The following is a 24,256-nucleotide window of genomic DNA, read 5'->3' as shown; positions in this document are numbered from 1 at the left end:
GTTCAGAAAGTGGCTTGCAGGCTGAAGTGCAAACGTGGGTCCTGTTTCTTGGTGTTCGGTCCGTCCAGCAGCGGGTAGCCCCAGTCGAGGCTGCCGGACAGCCAGTCGACCAGGCTGGCGCGGGTGCCCAGGCCAACGCTGGCGAGGCTGTAGTCCGACTCCTGTTCGATCAGCGGTTCACGCAGGTACAGCTGGGCGCCTTCGGCGAAGACATAGAAGCGCCACTCCTGGACATAACTGCCGAGGAACTTGGCCAGCGAGGGGGTGCGCAGCTCCTGGGAAAGCAGGTAGCCTTCGTCACCGATGCGCTCGGCGGCCAGGTAACCGCGTACCGAGGTGGCACCGCCGGCGGACATCTGCTCGTTGGAAACCAGCGGGCTGGAGGTCAGTTGGAACGAGGCTTTCGAAGCGCTCTGCCAGTCGCCGAGGAAGTTCCAGGTGTAATTCAGGTCGCCCTTGAGCACGGTGAAACTGGGGCTGGCCTTGTAGCGTTTGCGGCCGAATTCCTGACCGTCGCTGCCATAGCCGAAGAACGCCCGGGTACCGGCCACCAGGCTCAGGCCCAGGCCCAACTGGGAACTCTCGGTATAGCGATAGCCGTTGTAGCCCAGGGTGATCGGGGCATACTTGAGCGGCACGGTGTCGCTGCTGCCACCGAACTTGAGTTGCTCCTCGAAGTCCTTGAAGTCCACGCCCAGGGAAAACGAGTTGGCCCAGGCGTCCGCTGCCGGCAGGCTGTAGATCCCGGAAATCCCGTAGGAGTGGCCCTTGCCGAGGACGTTGCTGCCTCCGATGGTCGCGACGTTGCTGTCGGACTGGTAGCCGGAGAGCTGCACCGACCAGCGATCACTGAGCGGCGCGGTATAGGACCCTGACCAGACCTTGGCGTTGTCCTGGTCTTCCGGTGCGGTGAAATAGGTCAGGGAGACACTGTGGCCCAGTTGCCAGAGATTGTCGTAGCCCAGCGAAGTGACCGCCCGCAGCTCCTTGGTGTCGGCGCTGTAGTCGTTGTTCAGGCCCACGCTGGCGTGCCAGGGGTTCTTGTCTTCCACTTGCAGGTCGACGTCCATGGTGCCCGGCCGCTGGCCCTCGCGAACCAGGGGCATGACCTGCCGTCCCGCGGTCTTGTTCAACGCCGCCAGCTCGCCCTGGACGTTGGCGAAATTGGGCACCTCGCCCTCCTTCAGGGCCGGCACGTCATCGCGGATCTCGACCGGGGAATAGTGCCTGGCGCCGACCACGCGCACCCGTCCGACCTTGGTCTCGCTGACCTGCAGGAAGACGATGCCTTCCTCGACCTTCTGCTCGGGCAATTCGACGAAGACCGACTGATAGCCCTTGGCCTGATAGATTTTCTGCAGGGCATCCCGCGCGCCTTCGATATCGCTCAGTGCCTTCTGCGGGCCGAGAAACGGGTACACCGCTTCCTCGATATCCCGGGCATCGAGCACGGTATTGCCACGCACGACGTATTCGTTGACATCCACCAGGCGCGCGGCGGCTTCCTCGGCCAGCAATGGCCGTCCCAGCAGTGCCAGGGCCAATCCCGCGCACACCGGCAGCCAGCGCCCGGCGTTTATCGCTCGCGCCTCTTTGAAGAACAGATGCTTCACACCGCCCCCTAAATTCAGAAAGGTCTCGAATCAACTCGAAACCGTCGCGACGGTGTTTCCCGTCGCTTGTTCGATCAATTGCTCGACAGCGCCGTGACCGCGTGCCTGGCCAGCCAGGTGTGCAACAGGGCAAAGTTCAGGGAGAACTCCGGCATCTGCAGCAACGCGCCACAGAACACCTCGCCGATGATTTTCTGGATCAGCGTCACCGCCTGCGGGTTGTCCAGCAGCGTGGCGATGTCCTTGCTGAGGATGTTGAAGTTCCAGACCTTCTGGTTCAGGTCCAGGCCGACGAACCAGCGGAACAGCAGGTTGTAATTGAGCTGTTCGTACAACTGCTGCTCGCTGGGCACCGAATACAGCAGTTGCAGCAAGAGGATGTGCATGACCGTCTGCGGCGCGATAAGCATCCTGGAGTCGGCATTGAGCGCCAGCAGGACCTCACGGTGGTCGTCCAGCAGGTCATCGATCTGCGGGCGCAGCAGCACCAGCGAATGTCCCGGCGGGATGTAGCTGGAGACCTCCTTCAAGGCGCCCTGCCAGTCCTCCTGCGAGACGATCCAGACCCATGGCGCACCGTAGCGGTAGACCGATACCGGCTTCTTGCGCGCCGCTTCGACGATCTTCGACAAACGCTGATCCAGCTCCTGCATGCCCACTTTCGAGTAACGTTCCATAGTCCCCACCTCGATCTCCCCGCCTTCCCGTCATCCTCAGGAATCGTTGCCTTGCGGCACCTTGCACACTTCACATATCCATGACGGGGCTGGCCTTGTGCTACCGAACTTTTGTCATAAAAGCTTCATTCCACGACGGGCTGCCGGGCAAAAAAAAGGGCGGCCATCACGGCCGCCCCTGGGGTGAAACACCAGGTGATTACAAGGTCAGGTTGCCCCGTTCCTCTGCGGTCAGACGCTGGCGCGCCTGCTCGTCCAGGGGACCGGCGCCCAGCACTTGCACGGGGCTGTCGGGGTTGTAGGCCGGCGAGCGGCTGGCACCCTCGCGTGAAGGTTCCAGGCGTTCCTGGCCGAAGCTCAATACCTGCACGGTGAATACCGAAGGCTGGTTCTGCCGGGCATTGGCCTGCTGCTGCCGCGCCACGTCGTCCGCCGCCTGGGTCGCCGAGCTTGCCGCCGCGCTGGCCGAGGTGATCGCCCCGGTATTGACCGACGCCACCACCGGCACGCCCGAGGATTTACCCTGGACCTGGATGTTCGCCGCGTTCACCACATGCAGGGCGGCGATGTTGACGTTGCCCGAAACCCGGATCCCCGCCTCGCCCGCATCGATGGTGCCCAGCGGTGCGATCAGGTCGATATCGCCTGGCTTCACTTCAGGAATCGGGTTCAGGGTGGCGATACCGGCACCGGTACTCGGCACCGCCGGGGACAGGCTGACATTGCCCCAGTCGTCATAGACGCGCTTGGGCGGCGTGTACACCACGGTGGTCTTGGAGCCGCGCCCGGCGTTGATATCGCCCTGCGCCGACCAGCCCATGATCGAACCGCCGAAGGTAGTCATGATCCTGCTCTGGCCGAGCAGGATGCTGCCCTGGGAATACAGCTGGATATCCCCCGAACCCTGGGTGATGACCCCCGCCGTGGACGGTGGCGCGGCCCCCTCGATACCGAACACCTGCTTTCCGCCCGGCGTCAGCATCTGGATCGAACCACCGAAGTTGGTGTGTACTCCGGAGCCACCGAACAGCGTGATATCGCCCTGGTAACCAATCGGGTTGCCGGCCACATCGGTTTCCGGGAACAGCGCGGCAATCGCTTCGCGGCCGCGCAGGTAACTGCCCTCACGCGGCCCGCCGACCTGGTTGTATTCGCGGCCGCCGGCCTTGAGCTCAGCGAAATACACCTCGCGGGCAAACACCCGCTGCTGCTCCGGTGCCAGGGCCGCGTAGTAGGCCCGGGCCTGGCCGACATCACCGCTGAAGCCATAGCGCCCGGCCAGCCAGGCAACCAGTTGCGCTTCATAGGTCTTGGCCACCTTGGCTCCCTGACCGGACAAGGATTCGCCCGGCTGAGCGAGGTTGGCCGGATCCAGGTAGGCCGCGATGAAACGCGCATAGTCCGCCCCGTTGCTGCCCGCACCGGCCTGCAGCACGATGTCCGCCCCGGGTCGTGAATCGCCGGGTACCACGGCGCCCAGGCTGGTGATGCTGACCTTGTCCTCCATCAGGATATTGCGCCCGGCAGTGACCTCCAGGGTGCCGGGGCCGGCGACGTTGAATGCGCTGTACAGCAGGTCGCGACCCGCCTGGATCACGGAGATATCGGTCGGGTCGTTGTGGGCGAACAGGTTGCCGCTGGTCTCCCCGGCCGCCAGTCCCTGATCGGTCGGTATGCTCGAACCGCCAGCAGCCTTCCCGCTGCTGACGATATCGCGCCCGGCCATGATCCGTACCGGACCCGCGCTTTCGTACCAGGTGCTGCCATTGGCGAAGGAAAGGATTTCACCGGTGCGCAAGCCGACGATATCGCCGTCCCGGGCATAGAACCGTGCAGGCAGGACATTGCTGCGGGTCGAGGCGGTATCCGCGCCGAAGGCGAACAACGGGTAGCGCCCACCCACGGCCAAGGGATCTGCGACAATAGCGGTGCCGCCCTGATTATCGATCACCTTGTTGCCGCCGGCGTCATAAGCAATGAAAGCCGGCTTGAACGGCGTGGCGATGGCGCTGGCTGCCGCACCGGACTGGTTGATCGCATATCCGCCACCGTACAACGAATCAGCCGCGAGGAATTCGAGCTGCCCATTGGCCGATGGTGCCAGCAGCAGTGAGTAATTGTTGGCGTTCGCCAGGTTGCTCGCGCTGTAGAGCGCCGACGGGCCGTAGTAGAAACTACCGTTGGCTGCCACCGCACGCAGGATCGAGGGATAGACAAAGCGACCGTCGGTGGCTGAGCTGTTGCGTCCTTCAAGCGCAGCCGTGCCGGAGGTCTTGATCTCCCCCAGTTGGGTACTGGGCGTGAGGTTGCCACCTGCCGAGAACAGGTCAATGGCCGTGTGATCGGTCCAGAGCGAGAACCAGCTGTAGCCCATGCCCGAAAATGGATTGGGGGTAGCAGCAGCGGGATTCAGGTCGAGCGCAACACTGTTTGGCAGTGATACTCGGCCCGGATCAGTGGCGCCGCCCACGACCAGATCGCCACGCGTCGAAAGACTGATCGTGGCGTCGCCGGGAATCAGCACCAGACCGCCGGTGGAACTGGCCAGAGAGGCCGTGTAAGGATCAAAGGAGCGGGTGTCGGTCTTGTCGTGATCGACAGACACAGCCCCATAGTGCAGATCAATTCCACCCAGCGCACCGGCTTGTACCTGAAGGTTGCCACGCAGGTTGATCAAGGCCCCCTGCAAGTCATGGATCGGCGCCAGGGGATTGCCGTTCTTGTCCAGCGGGTTCCGGGCGGCCAGGGTCGGGTTCACACCACCACCGACCTGGAGATTCAAATCCCCGCCTCCGGTCAGCATAAGCTGGCCATTGGCACCCACACGCCCCGTACTCCCAACGGCCAGTATCAACCCCTGGCTGCGAAGCGCGGCACTCTGGTTACCGGAAACGGAGTCACCCATTTGCACCAGGGTGCCGGCGTCCCCTCCTACACGAACATCGACATTACCACCGCCGAGCGTGCCGAAGCCGGTAAAGCCGGTCAGCGCACTGCCCGAGTTGAGACTGGTGTAGGTACCGAAGTTGATCCACCAGGCCGTCGGGATATTGTCCCCCCCGGCCAGGGGAGTGCCACTGCCCTGGCGCCAGAGCCAGTTACCCAGCGACGCGCTCGGTAATTGTGCGGGATCACCGCTTTGTTTCTCCCGCATGGCCAGGGCATCACCTGTCAGATTCCCCCCCACACTCAGCAGCAGATTGCCGCCGTGGTCTGGATACCAGGCCCGATAGAGACTGCCCGTACCGCCGTCGACCAGTGACTCGTAACCGCCCAACTGGTCGGGTAGAAGAGTGCCATTGCGTCCCCTGGGTCGATTGAACTCGGCACTGACAGGCGTCGATGAGCCCGCCGTGTAGACACCATACAGAGAGTTCATATTCAGGTTGCCCGCGCTCAGCAACTCCAGATCCCCGGTGCCAGTGCGCAGGACACTGAAGTTCGCCTTGCTCGGCTCAAGGGTATAGTCGGATGCCTGCGCCTTACAGAAGCCCGGTGAGTCCTCGCACATGGTTGGCCAACCAATGAGCGCGAAATCGATCGGTTGGCCCACCATGCTTTCGTCGCCATAGATATCCAGCGAACCTTCCCTGGTCCAGAGATAGACAGGCGGGGGGACGGCACAAAAACTCGGCGAGTCCTGACACATGGTCGGCCAACCGATGAGATCAAAATCGATCGGCTTGCCGACCATGCTCTCGTCACCGTAGATATCCAGCGAGCCTTCCTTGGTCCAGACCAATGCGCCTGCGGCAGGAACGGCGGTCATGCCATAGTGGGTGTCGGCCAGCCGGATAGTCCCGTGCTCGGCATACGGATCGGTCAATCGTGTATCCGCCGCTGCGGTATCGGCACCCGCCACCAGACGAATCGACCAGGACTGCGAACCTTCCGGCAACATCTGCGCCACCGCCCAGTTGCTGCCCTGGGCGCCGTCACGCAGGTCAATCGACTTCCCACCCAGCTTGAGATCGGTCATGGACGGAATCACCGAGCCCTTGAGCAGGGTGATCGAGCCCGCCAGCAGGACGACATTGGGGTTGTTGTCGTTGATCGAGGCCTGCGGCCGGCTTGGCAGCGGCACACCGGCCGGCCAGGTCATGGCGTCGAGCGCGGTATTGCCGGCCAGCCGGGTACCCGCTCCCAGTTTCATGCCCGCCACCACCACCAGGGGCTGATCGAGCAGTGTACCTGCGGCATAAGCCAGGGTGCCGTTGGCGTTGTAGATCGCCCCTGACAGCACGGTGCCCGCAGGCAGACTGATGTCGGCTCTCAGGGTCCCCGTGGCCGGCAGCACGGTACCGGCCGCGACGGTCAGCGCCTGGATCGGCAGGTCGTAGTTGAGCACCTTGCCCGCCGGGAATGCCGTGTCCTGCTGCAACACGATACCGCCCTTGGGCAGGACCACATCGCCGCCGAACATCTGCTTGCCTTCGGTCAACAGCCAGCCAGTGTCGTCCTGGGTTTTCGGCGGTGGGGCAAAGCCGTCGTTGATGCTGCCGTAGATATCCAGGTCGCCACCGGCCCGCATGACCAGTGCTCCTGCTTCACCGGCGCGCAGGCTGGCGTAGCGGTAGCCGGACAGGTCGAGGTCGCCCTGGACCACCAGGTCGCCCTTGGCGACGACCTCGACACCCGGACGCAGGTGGAAGACATCGTCATAGGTCGCGTTGTGCAGGCCCGCCAGTTTGTCGTCGAGCAAGGTGTTGTTGTGCACGGCGTTTTCGATGAACTTGGCGCTCTCCTTGTCTTTCTGGTCCAGGTAGTCCTGATCGATGTATTGATAAGGACGACCGCTGACCGCCGGATCGACGCCATCCTTCGCATCGGTGTAGCGCTGGACCGCATTGAGGGCGATGGACTTGGCGCCCTGGATGATCAGCCCGGTGCGGGCGTCGATGGCGATATCGCCATGGGTCGCCGCATCCTGGCCCTGACTGCCATCGGCCGAGGTCGGTCGGCCATCGCTGCCGATACGCGGCGCATTGAGTTCCAGGGTGCCACGGGCCTGGCCATCGCCCTGCCCCGGCTTGGCCGCGGTGCCGTGACGCAGGTCGATGCGCGCCCCACTGGCGAGGGTCAGGGTGCCGTCGCCGGAGCTCAGCTCGACAATGGCACGGTTGGGCGAATCGATGATCTTGCCGTAACTGTCCACCCGCAGCACGCTGCCATGGGCGTCGAGCACCGCGTTGCCATCCAGGGTCAGGCCATTCTTGCCGGCCAGGCGGATGCTGCCCACCCGCTCGCCGCTGGCGTCGATGGTACCGCTGACGGTGAGGCGGCCGTTATCGACGGAGACGTTGACATCTCCTGCCTTGATATCGCTGCCGATATTCAGGTCGCCCTGCTTGAGCTGGAAGCTGCGCGAGCCGAACACCTGGCCGTCGTTGAGACGCTGGTTTAGGGCGGCGAACTGGCTGTCCAGGGTGCCGGTGAGGCCCAGGCGCTGGGCGCGGATATCCACGCCACCGGACTTGTAAGGCACCAGGGTGCCGCCAGCGTCGTAGTAGCCGCTGCTGCTGCCGAGGATCTGCCCCTGCAGGTCCACCAGGCCGGCCGAAGGATCCAGTGCCACGACCTTGAGCGTGCCGGCCTGGTTGTTGACGGCCCGCAGGTCGATCACCGAACCCGCGGCCTGGCGGATGCTGCCGGTACGGCTTTGCAGGGTCGCGTCACCCCCCCAGCTGTACTTGTCGACATCGTTGAGGCTGACCTTGCGCCCGGACATATCGATCCGCGCCGCGTCAGTGAGGGTCAGGTCGCCCTCGGCGTCGAGGGTCAGCTTGCCGCTGGGCAAGGCGATCCGGGTGTCGAGCACGATGCTCTTGCCCGACAACGCCAGCTCGGCGCCAAGGGTCCCCGAGCCCAGGGTGGCATCGCCAGGAGTCGAGCCCGCCGGCGCCGACATCCGGATCGCTCCGCCGGCGGTGATCTTGTTGACCGAGCCAGCCTCGCCGGTCAGCAGCGGCGTCAGCATATTCAGGTTGCCGCCGCTGTAGCTGTAGCCCTTGCCCTCCACATAGGCGCCCTGGCTCTGGTACACCGCCAGGCTGCCCTTGTGGTTGGCGGTGATGCGGTCGCTGGCACTCAGGTTGACATTGGCGAAGCCCAGGGCCAGGCGATCGTAGGACGGCAGCGTGCCGGGCTGGGTGTTGGGCCCATAGCCGAACTCGATGCGTTCGGCCTGGATATTCAGATTGCCGCTGCCGGTCCCCGCGCCGCCGTTGACCACCGTGCCGGGCTTGCCCTGGGCACCGTTCCAGATCAGGTCGGCGGTGCGGATGGTCGCGTTGTTGGCACTGGTGCCGGCGCCATAGATGGCCGGCGTGGTCAGCACCAGCTCCTTGAGCCGCGATTGGCCGGTCACACTGTCGTAGGTGTCGAGGACCACGTCGCCGTAGAAGTTGAAGGCATCGCGGGCACTCAGTTCCAGGGTTTCCAGGGCCGGGGCGCCGGTGCTGGTATCTCCACGCAACAGGCGGTCGAGCACGCTCTGGTTAAGCGTCAGGCCGCTGGGCAAGGCGTTGTTGGCGGCCATGTCGGCCAGTGACTGGGCACTGCCGGCATTGATCGCGCCCACCGCCAGGGTCAGGTGGCGGGTTCCGTAGCGCACGGACTCGTCCAGGGCGAAGGTGTTGTTGGTCGCCATGACGATGGTGCCTTCGGAATACAGGCTGGTAGTGCCGGTGCACGTGGTGTCGCAGCCGCCGACACGAATACTGCCACTGCCCCCGGCTTCAGGAGCGAGCACATTCAGACGATCATTCGATACGGCCAACACGCTGACGGTCCCGGGCGCATAGATGTAGCCCGCGCCCTGACGGGCAGCCGCCCCTTGGCCCAGGGTGCTGATGCTGGCTCCCTGTTCTACCAGGACATTACCCAGCAGGAAAACTTCAGGCCCGACCAGCCCCGCACCGCTGCGTAAAGTCACGTTACTGCCGTTCTTGAAGGTCAGGTAGTTGCCACCCTGTCCATACACAGCCGTCGCCGCCCCGCCCAGTGCCAGGCTTTTGGAGCCAATGGCATTCAGGTCGGCATCTTCCAGCGTAACGCCAACGAACCCCGGTGTTGCAGCCGTGCCTTTGGCCACCACCTCGATTCCACCCTGGGTTGTCGTGATCGCAGTCGTGCTGCCATTGCCTCCGGCGCCCCGCTCGGCCAGCAACTGGCCGGAGAAACTGAAGCTGGGACGCCCGGTAGTATTGAGGTCCAACTTGAGGTCGAAGGCCTTGGCGTCGCGGGCCATCAGAATCGGTGGCACGCCAAGCTTGGCGGCATCGGCCAGGATAAAACTGCTGAGGCTGGTTTCGTTGTACTGGGAATAGCGTCGCAGCACATCGGCGGAAGTCACGATCACCTGGCTGGAGAGGCTGTCGCGAATACCGGTGCCGGCGATGGACAGCGACCCGGAGGTCGACCAGGAGCCATTGCGCATGGCCTGCGCGCCCAAGGCACCGCCCTGCCCGGAGAGGCCATTGATCTCGACCCGGAATGCTCCCGGCAACAGCGCATAGGACGACGGCAGCAAGGTGTAGATACCCGCCGGCAGGCCGGGCACGCCAGCGCCAATGGTGATCTGCCGGCCCACTACCGGGTCCGATGAGCCGCCAGGGGCATAGCCGGCCTGGACTCCGGGGATAATTGCATAGATCGGATTGGTCGATAGGCCCGGCAAGGTGAAACTGCCATCGGCATTGAACTGCACCAGCGGGTTGAAACGCGCATCGGTGGAACCGCCGCGCCCGGAGATAAAGCCGGCACCGGTGAGGTCGCCGCCGCCGGAGACATCGACCACCGCGCCCTCGTCCACCGCCACCGATTGGCCGCGCATTTCGATACCGCGCGGGACCTTGCCGTCTTCATTGCTCAACAGCGACTTGTCCAGGGGCACACCGTTGTACAGGTAGGTGATACCGTCGACCGTACCGCCATAGGGCATGATCAGGCCCTTGCCGCTGACCGAGGTCAGGCTGCCGGACAACAGGTTGACCTCAGCCGTGGCGGCAGGATTACCCGGACCGGCGTCGCTGCGGCCGAGAATCAGCGACCCCAGTGGCGCCCGCAGGACACCGCCCTGGTTGATCAGGTCCGCCTCGACGTTCAAGCGGCCGAATGCCGAATAAGGTACGCGTGGCGTGGTCGCCGTGGTACGCCCGATATCCACGCGCCTGGCGGAAATCAGCGCCTGGGCATTGGTATCCGGGTAAATCTGCGCAGCGATCAGACCGAGCGCCGCGGGGGTGATCAGGGAGGTCGTCGGGATGGTGCCGGTGCTGGCGAGCAAGCGCATATCGCCTTCGCTGCGCAGGTTCACCTGCTCGAAGCCACGGCGGTCCAGGGTCAGGCTGCCTGCCTGTTGAGCAATGGTGCCCCGGGCGCCGAAGCGAACCTGATCGCGGACATCCAGCAGTTGGCTTTGTACCTCGAATACGCCCTGGGTGGCTTGCGTGGAAGTACCAGTACGCAAGGTTGGCGAGGTATGGAAATCTTTGCCCATGGGCGCCAACCCGGCCAGGCGGACATAGGCCGCGGACAGCTGGATCCGCGCATTCGCCGCCGAGGATTCGGCCAGGCCCAGGGCGCCGGAATACAGCGACAGGCTCTGGTTCAAGGCCAGGTTCACATCACCGTCAAAGCTAAGCACGCCGTTGCTGAGCAAGGCCAGGTTGCCAAAACCGCCATCGCGGACCTGATCGGCCGCCAGCCGGCCATGACCGTACGCCAGGCTGTCGGCGACCGAGCCCGCATCGCTGCCGAGCGGCAACAGGCTGGCATCGCGATGCTGGCTGATGATCAGTTCACGTAATTGCAGGACCCGATCCGCCGCTGGCAACAGGTAACTGTTCGACTCCAGCGCCACGGCGAGACTGCCGCCCGCGGCCCCTACACCCCCTGCCCGGGCAAACATGTCACCGTCCAGATAGACACCGTTACGCGAAGCGATGGAGATGCTGCCGCCATCGCTGGCGACCTGAATGGCGCCCTGCCCCGGAATATCCAGCGTGGCCTGTGCCCCCGAGGCATCGAGGGTCGCGCCTTCGCGGATAACCACGAACAGATCGGCGGCACTGGCCTGGCCCGTTGCATGATCGATTTCACCTCCGATCACGATACTGCCGCCACGACGTACCTGCCCGTAGCGGTTGCCCCTCACGTCGACGGCGGTGACTGCGCGGGCCGCCACATCCAGCACGGCCTGTTCGCCGATCCAGATCGAGCGACCATGGCCGGCGGCATTGGGGACTTCCGTCGTCGTGCCGGATTGCGCCACCTGCCCCAGGGTGATGTTCCCGCCCCAGGCATTGAGCCGGCCGTCCACCGTCAACTGGCCGATGCTGCGCACGGCAATGGATTGGCCGGGATCGACATTGATTACCGCGCCCTTGCCGATCACGGCCTCGACCGTGGCCATATCCGCCGCGGTGGATTGGAACGTACCGGCTTGCAGGCTCAGGCTGGCCCCCTTGCGCTGGGTCAGCACACCCTTGATCGCATCTTCCTGATAGACCGGCGGCGTCCAGGTTTCCAGCGCCGCGGACGGATCCCCGCCGCCAGGCGTCACCAGCGCCTGCTCGCCAAAACGGTACACCGGCATGCTGACATCGACCTGGGTGCCATCGGCAACGATCAAGCCCTGGTTACCCTTGATGTCATAGGCGGAGAAGCCCTTGTTGAAGAACCCGCCATTGAGCAGCAGGGTATCGGCGGGGGCGCCGGTCGCCGAGTCACTGATCAGGACCTTGCCGGCCTGCATCGACAGGGTCCCGCCACCGTTCACACCCTGGCCGCGAATCTCGCCGCCCAGGGTCAGCTTGCCGGTGCCGGTGGAGACATTGGCATTGGCCGCCAAGGTCACGTCACCGCCCTTGCCGCCCTGCTGCCGGTTCTTGAACAACAGGGCGCCACCTGAAGAGACATCGACCACGCTGTCAGTGCCGAGGGTCAGGTCACCGCTGCTACGCAGCGAGATGGTGCCGCCGTTCAGATAGGCCAGGCCGCTGTTATTGCCGGTCTCCAGCATCTGGTTGGTCCACAGGCCACGGGCATCGAGTTTCACTCCCTGCCCTACCGTTACCCGGCCCGCGCCGCCGAGCGTGCTGTCAGCCAGCCCGTTGCTGCCGAACTGCTGCAGCACGTTGCCGACCTGAATGGTTCCCGCGCGTGCGGTGAGGTTGGCGTTCACGTCGACCTGAGGACCGAACAGGGTGATGTTCCCGCCATTGCCGACCTGCACCGCGCTGTCGACGGTGATATTGCCGGTGGCCGCGACCTTCAGGGCGCCCAGGTTGAAGCCATTGAGGCGGTCGGTATTGAGCATCAGCGTGCCCTGGCGATCCGTGGGCAAGGCGGTGTTCAGGTCCAGTCCGGCGGCGATCTGCTCGCTGCTCTGGTTCAGCACCACATTCTTCAGGGTGTTGGCATCGGCGCCCAATGCGTATTGCAGCAGTCCGCTGGACTTGACGTAATACGGCACGTAGTTGCCGACGACCAGCTGCGCGCCGCGTGCCGCGGCCTTTTGCGACTGGTTGTAGCCATCCAGGCCGGCCTGGGGCGCGCGGGTCTGGCGATCGCCCTGGAAGGTGTCGCCGACGACATTGCCCTCGAGCACCGCATTGCGGGTGCCGATCACCAGGCTGCCGGCATCGCGACCGACGACATAGCCGCTTTCATAACGCTCGCGAGGTGCCAGCAACGGGTTGTAGAAGTATTCGGTCTGGCCCCAGCGGGTACTGGTGGACTCATACCCCTTGTAGATGCCGGTGTAGAGGATATCGCCGGGGGCGCTGGAGATTTCGTACAGGCGACCGTTGGCGCCCTTGAGCCAGCTTTGCTTGATCATTCCGCCCTGCACATCCAGGGTGCCACCCGACACGTTGATCTGCGAGCCGGCCTGGGTCACCACATCGTTGCCGGTGAAGTTGACCACGCCACCCTGGGCCATCCACTCGCCGATGCTGTGGGCCTGGGTGCCGAGGTAACCACTGACTTCCAGCAGGCCACCGGCGGTGTACCAGCGGTCGGTGGGGTAGCCGTTGGTGCCCGCCGGGACAAACACCAGGTCGCGGACATCGACCCAGACATCCGTGCTGTTGAGCTTGCCACCATCACGGTTGACCGCGGCATCACGCTGTTCGTTACCCTGGATATTGACCTTGATGCTGTTGGCTTCCATCGCCACCTGCACGCCGACAGCCCCCGACACATCGATGGTCGCGCCGTCGCGCACGAGGCTGCGCTGGCCGGCATTGACCATCACCTGGCCGCCGGTGGCGAGGGTGATGGAGCCATTGCGAAAATCGACGGTACCGTCGCTGTTGACCTCGACCCGTGACAGTGCCCGACGGTCGTTGCCGGCGCCGACGATGTTGTCGGTAGCGTTGGTGATCGGTCCGGTCTGTCCGGAGAGCTGGCTGTTCAGGGCGCTGCTGTTATCGATCAGGATCGCGCTGGTGCTGCCCTCACCGAGGACCACGCTGGCGCCGTTGCCGGTGGCATTGAGGTGCAGGGTGCCACGGGTGTCGACCGAGGTACTGGCGAGCAGCACGCCGTTCTGCATGACTTCGTGACCGGCCAGGGTGATATCGCCGGTGGCAGCCATGACGATGCCGCTGTTGGTGACCTTGCCGGCGGCGCTGGCGTTGTCGCGGATAACGCTGACCTCGTTGCCACGGGTGGTCGAGTTGGGATTGCCGTCGGTGGAATAGCCCTTGCGGATCACGAAGCTGTCGCCGGCGGCCATCAGTGTCTGGCCCTTCTGCGTGCTGATGGTGCCGGCGTTCTCGACTTCCGAACCCAGCAACAACACATAGCCGCCACCTGCCGTGGAGGATGCCGGGGCATGGGTTTCGATCCGAGCCCCGCTTTGCACCTCGACCTTGCCCGCGGCGCCGGTGAATACCGGCTGGGTGCCGTTGTACAGGCCATGGTCGCGGAAATCCTCGTCCTTCATGGTGGTGGCCGCCACCACCAGGTTGCGCACGTTGACCTGGCTGCTGCCACTGAAGATGACGCCATTCTGGTTGAGTACCATCACGGTGCCGGCGCCCTTGATCTGGCCCTGGATCTGGCTCGGCGCAGTGGCGTTGTTGACCTTGTTCAGCACCGCCCAATCGGCGTTCTGCTGGAATTCCAGGGTGGTATCGCGACCGATGTTGAAGGTTTCCCAGTTGAGGATTGCCTTGTCGGCGGTCTGCTTGATCGACACATTGGTCTTGCCGTTGCTATCGGTCTGCACCGGTGCTTCGGCGTTGACGAACAGCGGCTTGCCGTCCGGCCCGATCACGAAGTTCAGGCCATTGCCGCCCAGGCCGTTGTGGATGGTCTGCGGCGCGATCAGCGCGGCCGAGCGGCCGGCAGCCTGCGCCGCCTGCTGGGCGGCGATGGCCGCCACGGTGTTGTTGAGGTTGCTCAGGGAGCGTTGCAGGACCTGGTTGGCCCGTTGCTGTTGCGCCAGCGGCGGTGGCGAGCCTGGCGTCACCCCGGGCCGCGCCGCGCCCGAGGCCTGGGCCGCGCCCTTGGCCGCGAACCAATTCGAACTGAATGCCAGCGGCTGCGCCTGGGCGCCACCGGCGACCAGCAGCAGCGCAATGGCCTGGGCCAGCGGCTTGAGGTGCCAGGGACCGGTGCCCGTGTTGCCGGAAAACGCTTCGGATTGGTTTTTGAGGAGACGCATCACGACTGTTCCTTTTCCTGTTGCACGGAAATTGCTGAACACCGGCACCCGGGACGCAGGGACGGCTAATAAGAAGAAGGCGGTTGGCGAGGGGCGGGACCGAACGCTTGTCATGGAAAGTTCACGAAAACGTGAATGGCGGGGCCAGATCGATTGACCGGCACTGACAGGCTCCGGTCCGGAAATGAAAACACCCCTGATGGAAGAACCGGCGATAGCCTTGGGCTACCGCCGGTTCCGGGTGAAAACCGATGAAACCCGAAGGTTACAGCGGACGGCCGATGCCGTTGCAGACGCTGGTGTCGCCGACTGCCAGGCTGTTGGAAGTCAGGAAGGCACCGCGAATTGCGGATTTCCAGGTACCGCTCAATGGAATGAACTTGTGGGCGGTGATGATCGAGTCGTTGTTCGAGATCGCGCCGTAGTGCTTGGTCATGAAATCACGCACCGAAGTGGTGACCGCAGCATCACGGTAGCACTGACCGATATCCAGGAAGGTGTAGGCAACCAGGCTGTAGCCAGTGGCCGGGTTAGCCAACACAGGCGCCCAGTTGGCAGGGTTGTTGCGGGCAGTACCGGTAGGAGGAGCGATGGCGCTCAGGGCAGTGGTGACGTTGCCAACGGTTGGCAGCAGGCCGTTGACCTTGGCGACCACGGCATTGTTGGTGGCGTCGACGCTGTCCGGACCGACATAACCGATGGCGCCTGGAGTGGCGGCTACGGTGGATGCCATGTCGCCGCTGGTCGCTACCGCGATCCAGTTGGCTGGTTCTGCGCCAGTCTGAGCGGTAGTGAAGGTGCTGCTGGTGGTGAACAGGGTTGGGCACTGGCTGTTCAGGTGACGCGACAGTACTTCGGAAGTACCGCTGCTACCGGAACGGTAGACCACGACGATTGGCATGGTGTCGGTAGTGCCGAGCAGAGCACCCCAGGTAGCGGCCTGGCCGGAGAAAGCCTGGCACAGTTGGGCGCTGGTCAGGTCAAGGTTGGTGATACCCGACTTGTTGTAAGGGATGGTGACCGAAGTGCCCACCGATGGAATCTGGATCAGCGGACCCCAGTTGGCGGCGTTAGGAAGACCAGCGGTGTTGTGAGCGGTGTTGTAGGTTTCGAGCTCGGCGGTGGAAGTACCGCTGCTGAGGATCGAGTCGCTACCGGCGTAGCTGACTGGCACGCCAGCGGCCTTGCCGAATTGAGTGGCGTCGTTTTTCAGGAAGGCCGTCTTGCCCGCGCCGCTACCCACACCGACGTAAACGTCGAAGGTCGAAGGACGGAATGCCGAGTCGTTGTACAGGCCTTCTGGCAGAGTGGCGCCGCCACCCACTACGGCGGCCATCGATTGGGCCGAAGCCAGTGCAGCAACAGCCAGGGAGGCGGCCATCAGAGTGCGCTTAAACATGAAGAATCTCCTTTCGTCGTGTTCGTACGTTGAGTTGTTTGCTCGTTCGTGACGCCATGGCACTCGATGCGTCGCCTTGGTTCCAGACGACTTGTGGGCTGAGGCCATGGGACAGAAGTTCTCAATTTCCGGTGACAGATCAGGGAAAAAACCTCGGGTGAATCTCATTGATTTTCAAATAAATTCTCGGGTGTTCGCAGCACTTTCACCCCGTAATGGCGGGGGTTTTACGGGAGTGGCAAAGAGCCCGTCGCTACAGGCGGCAAGACACGGGCGGCCCTTGAGCGGATATGACAGAACGAGGAACCCGAGTTCTGCCGGGGCCACATGCTAAGGTGCATGAATATTTTTCGAACACGAGCCTTTATGCCCCATTTAGCCCGCACCCATCCGCGCCTGACCATCGCCGCCCTCCTCGGCCTCGCCGTGGGTGTACTCGCCCCGGTCAGTCCGCTGCTGAACAAGATCCTGGTCGGCTGGAATGCCGGCGTCTGGGCTTACCTGGCACTGATGATGTGGTTGACGGTGATGGCCAGGCCCGAGGATGTGCAGCGCTTTGTCGAACGCGAGGATGAAAATGCCGGCCTGGTGCTGTTGATGGTGTCCATCGCGGCGATTGCCAGCCTGGCGGCGATCACTTTCGAGCTGGCCGGCAGCAAGGATCTGGACAGCCATGCCAGGGCCCTGCGCTACGCCTTTACCGGATTGACGGTACTGGGTTCATGGTTGCTGATCGGGGTGATTTTCAGCGTGCACTATGCGCGGCAGTTTTATCTGTCCGAGGAGAAGGACCCACCGCTGCGCTTTGCCGATGGCGAGCAGCATCCGGACTACTGGGACTTCCTGTACTTCTCGTTCACCATCAGCGTGGCGGTGCAGACGTCGGATGTCGGGGTCGCGACCAAGGCGTTGCGCAAGGTGGTGCTGGCGCAGTCGCTGATCGGTTTCCTGTTCAACACGGCGATCCTGGGGTTTTCGATCAATATCGCGGCGGGGTTGTTTGGCTGAAAACGCTTGCAAGACCCGGCAAGACCCGGCGAAAGCGCGGGTGTGTGGGCCTGGCTTGTGTGGGAGCGGGCTTGCCCGCGAAGAGGGCCTTGAAGGCGCTAAAAGCTTCGCGGGCAAGCCCGACTCCCACAGGGATCGTGTCGGACGTCACTCGGTCGCGAGCACGCCACGACGGACCTGGTCACGCTCGATGGACTCGAACAGCGCCTTGAAGTTGCCTTCGCCGAAGCCATCGTCGCCCTTGCGCTGGATGAACTCGAAGAACACCGGGCCCATCAGGGTTTCCGAGAAGATCTGCAGCAGCAGTCGCTTGTCGCCCTCTTGCGAGGAGCCGTCGAGCAGGATACCGCGCGATTGCAGTTCCCCGACCGGCTCGCCATGGTTGGGCAGACGGCCTTCGAGCATCTCGTAGTAGGTGTCGGGCGGCGCAGTCATGAAGCGCATGCCGATCTTCTTCAACTGGTCCCAGGTCTTGACCAGGTCGTCGGTGAGGAACGCCACGTGCTGGATGCCCTCGCCGTTGAACTGCATCAGGAACTCTTCGATCTGCCCGGCGCCCTTGGACGATTCCTCGTTCAGCGGGATACGGATCATGCCGTCCGGGGCGGTCATGGCCTTGGAGGTCAGGCCGGTGTATTCGCCCTTGATGTCGAAGTAGCGGATCTCGCGGAAGTTGAACAGCGTCTCGTAGAACTTCGCCCAGTAGGCCATGCGCCCGCGATAGACGTTGTGGGTCAGGTGGTCGATGATCTTCAGGCCCGCGCCCTGTGGGTGACGGTCGACGCCCTCGAGGTAGACGAAGTCGATGTCATAGATCGAGCTGCCTTCGCCATAACGGTCGATCAGGTACAGCGGCGCGCCGCCGATACCCTTGATCGCCGGCAGGTTCAGTTCCATCGGACCGGTGGCGATATGGATCGGCTGGGCACCCAGCTCCAGGGCACGGGCATAGGCTTTCTGGGCGTTCTGCACACGGAAAGCCATGCCGCAGACCGACGGGCCGTGCTCGGCTGCGAAGTACGAGGCCACGCTGTGGGGTTCGTTGTTGAGGATCAGGTTGATCGCGCCCTGACGGTACAGGTGCACGTTCTTGGAACGGTGGGTCGCGACCTTGGTGAAGCCCATGATCTCGAAGATCGGCTCCAGGGTGTTCGGGGTCGGCGATGCGAATTCGATGAATTCAAAGCCCATCAGGCCCATTGGGTTTTCGAAGATATCTGCCATGGTGGCGCCTCATCATATCAATCAAGTAACGGTCGGTTAGTTGCTGTCGATGCGGACGCTGGCGGGTGGCGCACAGGAAATTCCCCGCACGCTGCGGGCAAGAAAGTCGCCGTAGATCAGTTGGAACCCAAGTAGCTTCATGAGACTTTATTCTTATAGGCGTAAATTGATTCTACATGGCGTAAACCATTTTGTCCGTATCCCTTTTGCATTACCGTTTGGGCAACAGCCGCGCCGGCCGGTTGCACAGGTAGATACCGGCCATGATCAGCACACCGCCCAGGCACATGATCGACGTCAACTGCTCCCCCAGCAAGAGTGCGCCGCAGATCACCGCAGTCAGCGGATTGAGGCCAATGAATACACCGGCGCGTGTCGCGCCAATACGCTGGATACCGTCGTAATACCAGATATAGGCCAGGGCCGAACCCAGGCCGCCGAGGTAGACCAGGCTCAGCAGTTGGGGCGCAGTCAAGGCGTCGATCACGTCAAGGCTCGCCTCCCCGCGCAGCCAGGTCGCCAGCCAGAGCATCGCCGTGCCGAGCCAGATCGAATACGTCACGGTGGTCAGCGGTCCGAGGGCCCGCGTCAGGTGGCGCGAAAACAGCGAGTAGACCGCCCAGGACAGCACGCAACCGAAGATCAGCAGGTCGCCGATCCAGGCCTGGCTCGCGCCTTCGAACAGGTTGCGGTTGCCGCTGACGATCACCAGCCCCGCTCCGCCCATGCAGACCAGGATGCCGAGGATTTTCAGGGGGCCCAGGCGCTCCTTGAAGAACAGCCACGAGGCCAGCCCGAACACCGCCGGGTTCAACACCACGATCAGCGATGCCCGCGAGGCATTGATGTAGTGCAGGCCGTAGAAGAAGCACAGGTTGTAGAGAAAGATACCGAACAGGCCCAGCACCGCCAGTTGGGCGAACTGCTTTCTGTCGGGCAGCACCAGCGGAATCCGGGCCACCGCGATAAACACCAGCAGGATCAGGCTGGCCAGCAGGAAGCGCAGGCTCGCCAGCAGCAACGGCGCGATATCGGCGGAAAGGAAACGCCCGGCGACAAAAGTCCCGCCCCAGATCATCGAGACCCCGGCGAGCTTGAAATACACCCACAGATCATGACTGGGGCTGAAGGCAGGTGCCTGGGTATGCATGTTTTCTCCTGGGCGTTGGCCCGACCTGTTGCTAACCTGCGCCTATTATTTTATTTATCCTCGATCATCGTAAAATGAGTAAACACTCATGACACTGACCCAACTGGAAGTGTTTTCCCTGGTCGCCGAGCTGCAAGGCTTCACCACCGCGGCCCAGCGGCTGGGGATCAGCCAGTCCGCGGTATCCCACGCGATCAAGGGGTTGGAGCAGGAATTGGGGGTGGAACTGATCCGCCGCCATCAGCACAAGGTCGAACTGACCGATATCGGCGCCCGCCTGCTGCAACGGGCCCGCGCCATGCTGGGCCTGGCCGACACCCTGAAACAGGAAGCCGCCGATGCCCGCGGCATGAAAAGCGGCACCCTGCGCATCGGTTCCTTTGGCCCGACCGCCTCCAGCAAGCTGCTGCCGGCGCTCCTCGAACGCTACCGGCGCGAGCACCCGGGGATCCAGGTGCATGTCGACGAGGGGCCGGACCGGCAAGTGCTGGAGTGGCTGGAGGATCGACGCATCGATATCGGTTTCGTGGTCCTGCCCGAGGAACGCTTCGATACCTTCGCCCTGGTGGAAGACCAGATGGTCGCGCTGCTGCCGACAGGCCATCCGCTCGGCCAGAAGGCGTCGGTCGAGTTGCAGGATCTCTGCGGGGAACCCTTCATTCTCACCGGTGCCGGCTCCGGTGAACTGGTCTCCAGGTTGTTCGCGGCCCAGCGCCTGGTGCCGGATGTGCGTTACCGCACCGCGCAGTTGCTCAGCATCCTGGCGACCGTGGCCCGCGGCGAGGGCCTGACGGTCATCGCCGAACAATCGTTGCCCGAGCACCCGGCCCCGGGCTATATCAGCCGACCGTTGTCACCGCCGGTCAAGCGCAAAATCGGTATCGCCGTGCTCGACCGCCGCGAGGTTTCGCCCGCGACCCAGGCATTCATCGATCTGGCGACCGGTTTCGATTACCGCTGAGCATACGCACGCCACAACCGCCAACTATCATCCGTCTACCGCTCCCTGCCCACACAGGTTTCCCGAATGCCACTGACCGTCAAGGGTTCTCGCTCCTGGTCTGCCCGTTACGGGCTGAGCCTGTTGATCGGCCTGCTGCCCATCCTCTCGGGCATCGCCATCCTTCACTGGCAGGCCGACCGGGCCTTGAACGCCCATAGCCGGGAAACCGCCGACGAAGCCCTGAAACAGTTCGAACTGATGCTCGACAATGCCGAGCTGTCGGCCCACGCCATCGTGCCGCTGGCGGGGCGGCCCTGCGCCGAGGTCGAGCTGGCCCTGCGCGAGCAGGTGACCCGCCGCCCGTTCGTGCGTGCCGCCAACCTGGCCTGGGACAACAACCTGTATTGCACCTCGTTGTTCGGCCCTTACCAGGAGGTGGTCAATCCGAGCGATTATGTCGGTGGCCGGCTCTGGTTGATGGATGGCAATCCGGTCACGCCCAAGTCGTCGCTGCTGGTCCTTCGCCTGCAGCAAGGCAACGGTGCGGCGATGGTCAGTATCGACGGTTACCACCTGGGCAATCTGTTGCGCCTGATCGGCCGCGAGGCCGGCCTGGTCCTGCAGGTCGGCAATGTCTGGACCTCCGGCCAGGGCCAGGTACTCGCCGGCAAGGCGCCCTCCTTCGCCGTTGCCCCTACCACCCTGCGCTCCACGCGCTTTCCGTTCAGCGTCAGCGCGGGCTTTCCCGAGGGAGAAACCTGGCGCTACGTCGGCAAGGAATATCCGGAACTGCTGGCCCTGCTCCTGGTATTCGGCGTCTTGGCCGGTCTCACCACACGCTGGCTGCAGAAACGCTCCGGCGCGCCGAGTCATGAGTTGCAGCGGGCACTCGAAGCCCGGGAGTTCATTCCGTATTTCCAGCCCGTGGTGCACAGCGACAGCTTGAAATGGTCAGGCCTGGAAGTGTTGATGCGCTGGAATCATCCCCGCGAAGGCCTGGTGCGCCCGGATCTGTTCATTCCCTTCGCCGAGCATACCGGCCTGATCGTACCCATGACCCGTTCGCTGCTGCAACAGACCGCGGCCCTCCTCGCCCCGCACTCGGACACCTTCGAGCCCGGCTTTCACGTCGGCGTGAACATCACCGCCAGCCATTGCCATGACCTGGAACTGGTGGAGGACTGCCGGCAGTTTCTCTCCGCCTTCGCTCCGGGGCAGGTCAGGCTGGTGCTGGAACTGACCGAACGGGAGTTGATCGAACCCAGCGCCATTACCCACCAACTGTTCGAACAGTTGCGCGGGTTGGGCGTGATGGTCGCCATCGATGACTTCGGCACCGGGCACTCCAGCCTGAATTATCTGCGCAAGTTCAATGTCGACTACCTGAAGATCGACCAGAGTTTCGTCGCCATGATCGGCCACGACGCACTGTCGCGGCATATTCTGGACAGTATTATCGAGTTGAGCGGCAAGCTCGAACTGGGCATCGTTGCCGAAGGCGTGGAAACCGTGGAGCAACGTGATTACCTGGCTTCGCGCGGGGTCGACTTCCTGCAGGGCTATCTGTTTGGAAAACCGTTGCCGGCCGCCGACTTTCTCAACAGTCTCAAGCAGCAACGCGCCGATTAGTCGGCCATGCAAAACACCGCGACGGTAACTCCAGTACTTTCGCGGTACTACTTTCGCTCTATGATTTACTCCTGAGCCGATAACTACTACACTTTTTCCTGCCAGCAGTAAATTGACGGGAAAGCCTCGGGTTTATACATAATGACCCAGCGTATTCAGGGCACTGTGGACAGTGTCTGGTGGGATCGACTGTAAGCGACGGCTTGTCTCTTTGTTATAGGTTCATGGCAACCGAATAGACTATTGGAGTAAAAATCTTGTCCAGACTCGCTGAATTTCGCGCCGCAGAAAAAGCCCTTCAAGAACAACTCGCTCAGCTGGAAGCCCTGAAAAACGATGCCGGGCTCAAGAAGGAAATCGAGTTCGAGAAAAAACTCAAAGACCTGATGAAGACCTACGGCAAGAGCCTGCGGGAGGTCAACGCCATCCTCGACCCACAGGCCTCCAGCGCCAAGGCCGCCCATGCGCCCAAGCAGCGCCGTGCTCGCGTGGTCAAGGTCTATCAGAACCCTCATACGGGAGAACTGATCGAAACCAAGGGCGGTAATCACCGTGGGCTCAAAGCCTGGAAAGAACAATACGGTGCCGCCACCGTGGACTCCTGGCTGCGCGGTTAACTTCTTTCCCTCTCCACTAAAAACCCTGCAAACGCAGGGTTTTTTTATGGACGAACAAAACGAAACAGGATTAACAAGCCATACCTTCGCGCGACTCTTTCAAAGTGTGTCCCGCGCCAACATCACCGTAAACATGCGCAAGGACAGGTTGCGTCCGACGGAGTTCCATCGTGTTGCTACTTTCATCTCCCGCGTAACTAATGACAACTGGCCATTAAGTACCGCATATTCCTTGCACGCTGTCAGTTATTTCCATTCGAAGCAGACGCTGTAAAAAATCCCGCACAGATCCGTCCTTCACCGCCAGCCACGACGCCGGTCGGATAAAAGATACCCGTTCGAAGCCTTCACGTTTTTTTCACATCGACTCTTACAGGATGAAGGCTGCTAAAGGATTAGCGCCCCAATGCCCGCTTCGGCGGGCTTCTTTATGCCTCGATGTTTATCTGCCCGCACTTCATATAACTCATTACCCCCCTCTGAAGTACCCCGCTATTGCCTCTGCGCCGGCCCGAATGCCTAGAATCGAGCCACAGGATTTGGAGCGCGATCGCACTTTCCGTATCATCCTGTGTCCCACAAGGTCAGAGACCGGCCAGCCTGTGCTGGCGCCTCATCGATCGACCGCCTTCATCACCTTCGCGGAGGGCCTATGAGCCTGCACGACCTGAACACCTTCCCCGGCGTTACCGCCCAACCCGACACCGCCACCCAGGGCTTCGTGTTCAACCACACCATGCTGCGCGTCAAGGACGCTACCAAGTCCCTGGACTTCTACACCCGCGTACTGGGTTTTTCCCTGGTGGAGAAACGTGATTTCCCGGAAGCCGAGTTCAGCCTGTATTTCCTTGCCCTGGTGGACAAGTCGCAGATCCCGGCCGATGCGGCGCAGCGCACGCAATGGATGAAGTCGATTCCCGGCATCCTGGAACTGACCCACAACCACGGCACCGAGAATGACCCTGATTTTGCCTACCACAACGGCAATACCGATCCACGGGGCTTCGGCCATATCTGCATCTCGGTGCCGGATATCCGTGCCGCCTGCGAGCGCTTCGAAACCCTGGGCGTGGAATTCCAGAAACGCCTGAGCGACGGCCGCATGAAAAGCCTGGCCTTCGTGAAGGATCCGGATGCCTACTGGGTCGAGATCATCCAGCCGGCGCCGCTGCAAGACGCCTGATTCTCGCTCCTGAAACGCAAAAGCCCCATGGATCGTCGATCCATGGGGCTTTTTTGATGATCTGATGATCGTTCCCACGGTCCCCGTGGGAATGCAGCCCGTGACGCTCTGCGTCACAAGAGCGGACGCAGAGCGTC

11 protein-coding genes are annotated in these 24,256 nt (G+C 62.9%); 5 read left to right on the top strand and 6 right to left on the bottom strand.

Translation table 11 applies throughout. The annotated features are described in order from the left end of the window. Nucleotides 1-2 precede the first annotated feature (2 nt). From ACL9RJ_RS01750 to ACL9RJ_RS01735, 4 genes are all read right to left on the bottom strand, one after another. The gene (locus tag ACL9RJ_RS01750) at nucleotides 3-1,613 is read right to left on the bottom strand and encodes a ShlB/FhaC/HecB family hemolysin secretion/activation protein (RefSeq protein ID WP_422764794.1); all 1,611 of its coding nucleotides are present in this window, start codon (nucleotides 1,611-1,613) and stop codon (nucleotides 3-5) included. A 74-nt stretch (nucleotides 1,614-1,687) separates the two neighbouring features. Then, nucleotides 1,688-2,290: a transposase gene (locus ACL9RJ_RS01745; RefSeq protein WP_017128496.1), complete on the bottom strand. Its 603-nt coding sequence runs from the start codon at nucleotides 2,288-2,290 to the stop codon at nucleotides 1,688-1,690. A 199-nt stretch (nucleotides 2,291-2,489) separates the two neighbouring features. Beyond that, nucleotides 2,490-14,966 carry a filamentous haemagglutinin family protein gene (locus tag ACL9RJ_RS01740; RefSeq protein WP_422764793.1) on the bottom strand — a complete coding sequence of 4,159 codons (12,477 nt, stop codon included), beginning with the start codon at nucleotides 14,964-14,966 and terminating at the stop codon, nucleotides 2,490-2,492. 265 nt (nucleotides 14,967-15,231) lie between these two features. Further along, nucleotides 15,232-16,365 carry a substrate-binding domain-containing protein gene (locus ACL9RJ_RS01735; protein ID WP_422764792.1) on the bottom strand — a complete coding sequence of 378 codons (1,134 nt, stop codon included), beginning with the start codon at nucleotides 16,363-16,365 and terminating at the stop codon, nucleotides 15,232-15,234. A 366-nt stretch (nucleotides 16,366-16,731) separates the two neighbouring features. Between ACL9RJ_RS01735 and ACL9RJ_RS01730 the strand changes: the two genes are divergently transcribed. Beyond that, nucleotides 16,732-17,373 (top strand): DUF1345 domain-containing protein, encoded by a 642-nt coding sequence (locus tag ACL9RJ_RS01730; protein WP_177131449.1) that lies wholly within the window; start codon nucleotides 16,732-16,734, stop codon nucleotides 17,371-17,373. Nucleotides 17,374-17,520: 147 nt separating this feature from the next. Here ACL9RJ_RS01730 and hppD read toward each other — a convergent pair whose 3' ends face one another. Then, nucleotides 17,521-18,597, bottom strand: a complete 1,077-nt coding sequence (gene hppD / locus ACL9RJ_RS01725; RefSeq protein WP_212809387.1) for a 4-hydroxyphenylpyruvate dioxygenase — start codon at nucleotides 18,595-18,597, stop codon at nucleotides 17,521-17,523. Nucleotides 18,598-18,808: 211 nt separating this feature from the next. Next, nucleotides 18,809-19,747 carry a DMT family transporter gene (locus ACL9RJ_RS01720; protein WP_177082674.1) on the bottom strand — a complete coding sequence of 313 codons (939 nt, stop codon included), beginning with the start codon at nucleotides 19,745-19,747 and terminating at the stop codon, nucleotides 18,809-18,811. An 88-nt stretch (nucleotides 19,748-19,835) separates the two neighbouring features. Between ACL9RJ_RS01720 and ACL9RJ_RS01715 the strand changes: the two genes are divergently transcribed. From ACL9RJ_RS01715 to gloA, 4 genes are all read left to right on the top strand, one after another. Continuing rightward, nucleotides 19,836-20,708: a LysR family transcriptional regulator gene (locus tag ACL9RJ_RS01715; RefSeq protein WP_177082676.1), complete on the top strand. Its 873-nt coding sequence runs from the start codon at nucleotides 19,836-19,838 to the stop codon at nucleotides 20,706-20,708. A gap of 66 nt (nucleotides 20,709-20,774) precedes the next feature. Continuing rightward, entirely contained in the window at nucleotides 20,775-22,319 is a 1,545-nt protein-coding gene (locus ACL9RJ_RS01710; RefSeq protein WP_422764791.1) for an EAL domain-containing protein, read from the top strand. A 257-nt stretch (nucleotides 22,320-22,576) separates the two neighbouring features. Then, on the top strand, nucleotides 22,577-22,936 hold the full coding sequence (locus ACL9RJ_RS01705) for a histone-like nucleoid-structuring protein, MvaT/MvaU family (protein ID WP_017128504.1): 360 nt from the start codon (nucleotides 22,577-22,579) through the stop codon (nucleotides 22,934-22,936). Between the two features lie 652 nt (nucleotides 22,937-23,588). Beyond that, nucleotides 23,589-24,119 carry a lactoylglutathione lyase gene (gloA, locus tag ACL9RJ_RS01700; RefSeq protein ID WP_017128505.1) on the top strand — a complete coding sequence of 177 codons (531 nt, stop codon included), beginning with the start codon at nucleotides 23,589-23,591 and terminating at the stop codon, nucleotides 24,117-24,119. The last annotated feature ends 137 nt before the right edge of the window (nucleotides 24,120-24,256 follow it).

It is taken from the genome of Pseudomonas sp. Mn2068 (assembly GCF_049319725.1).
Lineage (GTDB): Bacteria > Pseudomonadota > Gammaproteobacteria > Pseudomonadales > Pseudomonadaceae > Aquipseudomonas > Aquipseudomonas gingeri.
Note: the sequence above shows the minus strand (reverse complement) of the source record. Positions and strands in the feature narration are given on the sequence as shown.

Excerpts from the sequence above, each read along its gene's own strand:
- ACL9RJ_RS01745 (WP_017128496.1), bottom strand. The coding sequence starts at position 2,290 with ATGGAACGTTACTCGAAAGTGGGCATGCAGGAGCTGGATCAGCGTTTG.
- ACL9RJ_RS01740 (WP_422764793.1), bottom strand. The coding sequence starts at position 14,966 with ATGCGTCTCCTCAAAAACCAATCCGAAGCGTTTTCCGGCAACACGGGC.
- ACL9RJ_RS01735 (WP_422764792.1), bottom strand. The coding sequence starts at position 16,365 with ATGTTTAAGCGCACTCTGATGGCCGCCTCCCTGGCTGTTGCTGCACTG.
- ACL9RJ_RS01730 (WP_177131449.1), top strand. The coding sequence starts at position 16,732 with ATGCCCCATTTAGCCCGCACCCATCCGCGCCTGACCATCGCCGCCCTC.
- hppD (WP_212809387.1), bottom strand. The coding sequence starts at position 18,597 with ATGGCAGATATCTTCGAAAACCCAATGGGCCTGATGGGCTTTGAATTC.
- ACL9RJ_RS01720 (WP_177082674.1), bottom strand. The coding sequence starts at position 19,747 with ATGCATACCCAGGCACCTGCCTTCAGCCCCAGTCATGATCTGTGGGTG.
- ACL9RJ_RS01715 (WP_177082676.1), top strand. The coding sequence starts at position 19,836 with ATGACACTGACCCAACTGGAAGTGTTTTCCCTGGTCGCCGAGCTGCAA.
- ACL9RJ_RS01710 (WP_422764791.1), top strand. The coding sequence starts at position 20,775 with ATGCCACTGACCGTCAAGGGTTCTCGCTCCTGGTCTGCCCGTTACGGG.
- gloA (WP_017128505.1), top strand. The coding sequence starts at position 23,589 with ATGAGCCTGCACGACCTGAACACCTTCCCCGGCGTTACCGCCCAACCC.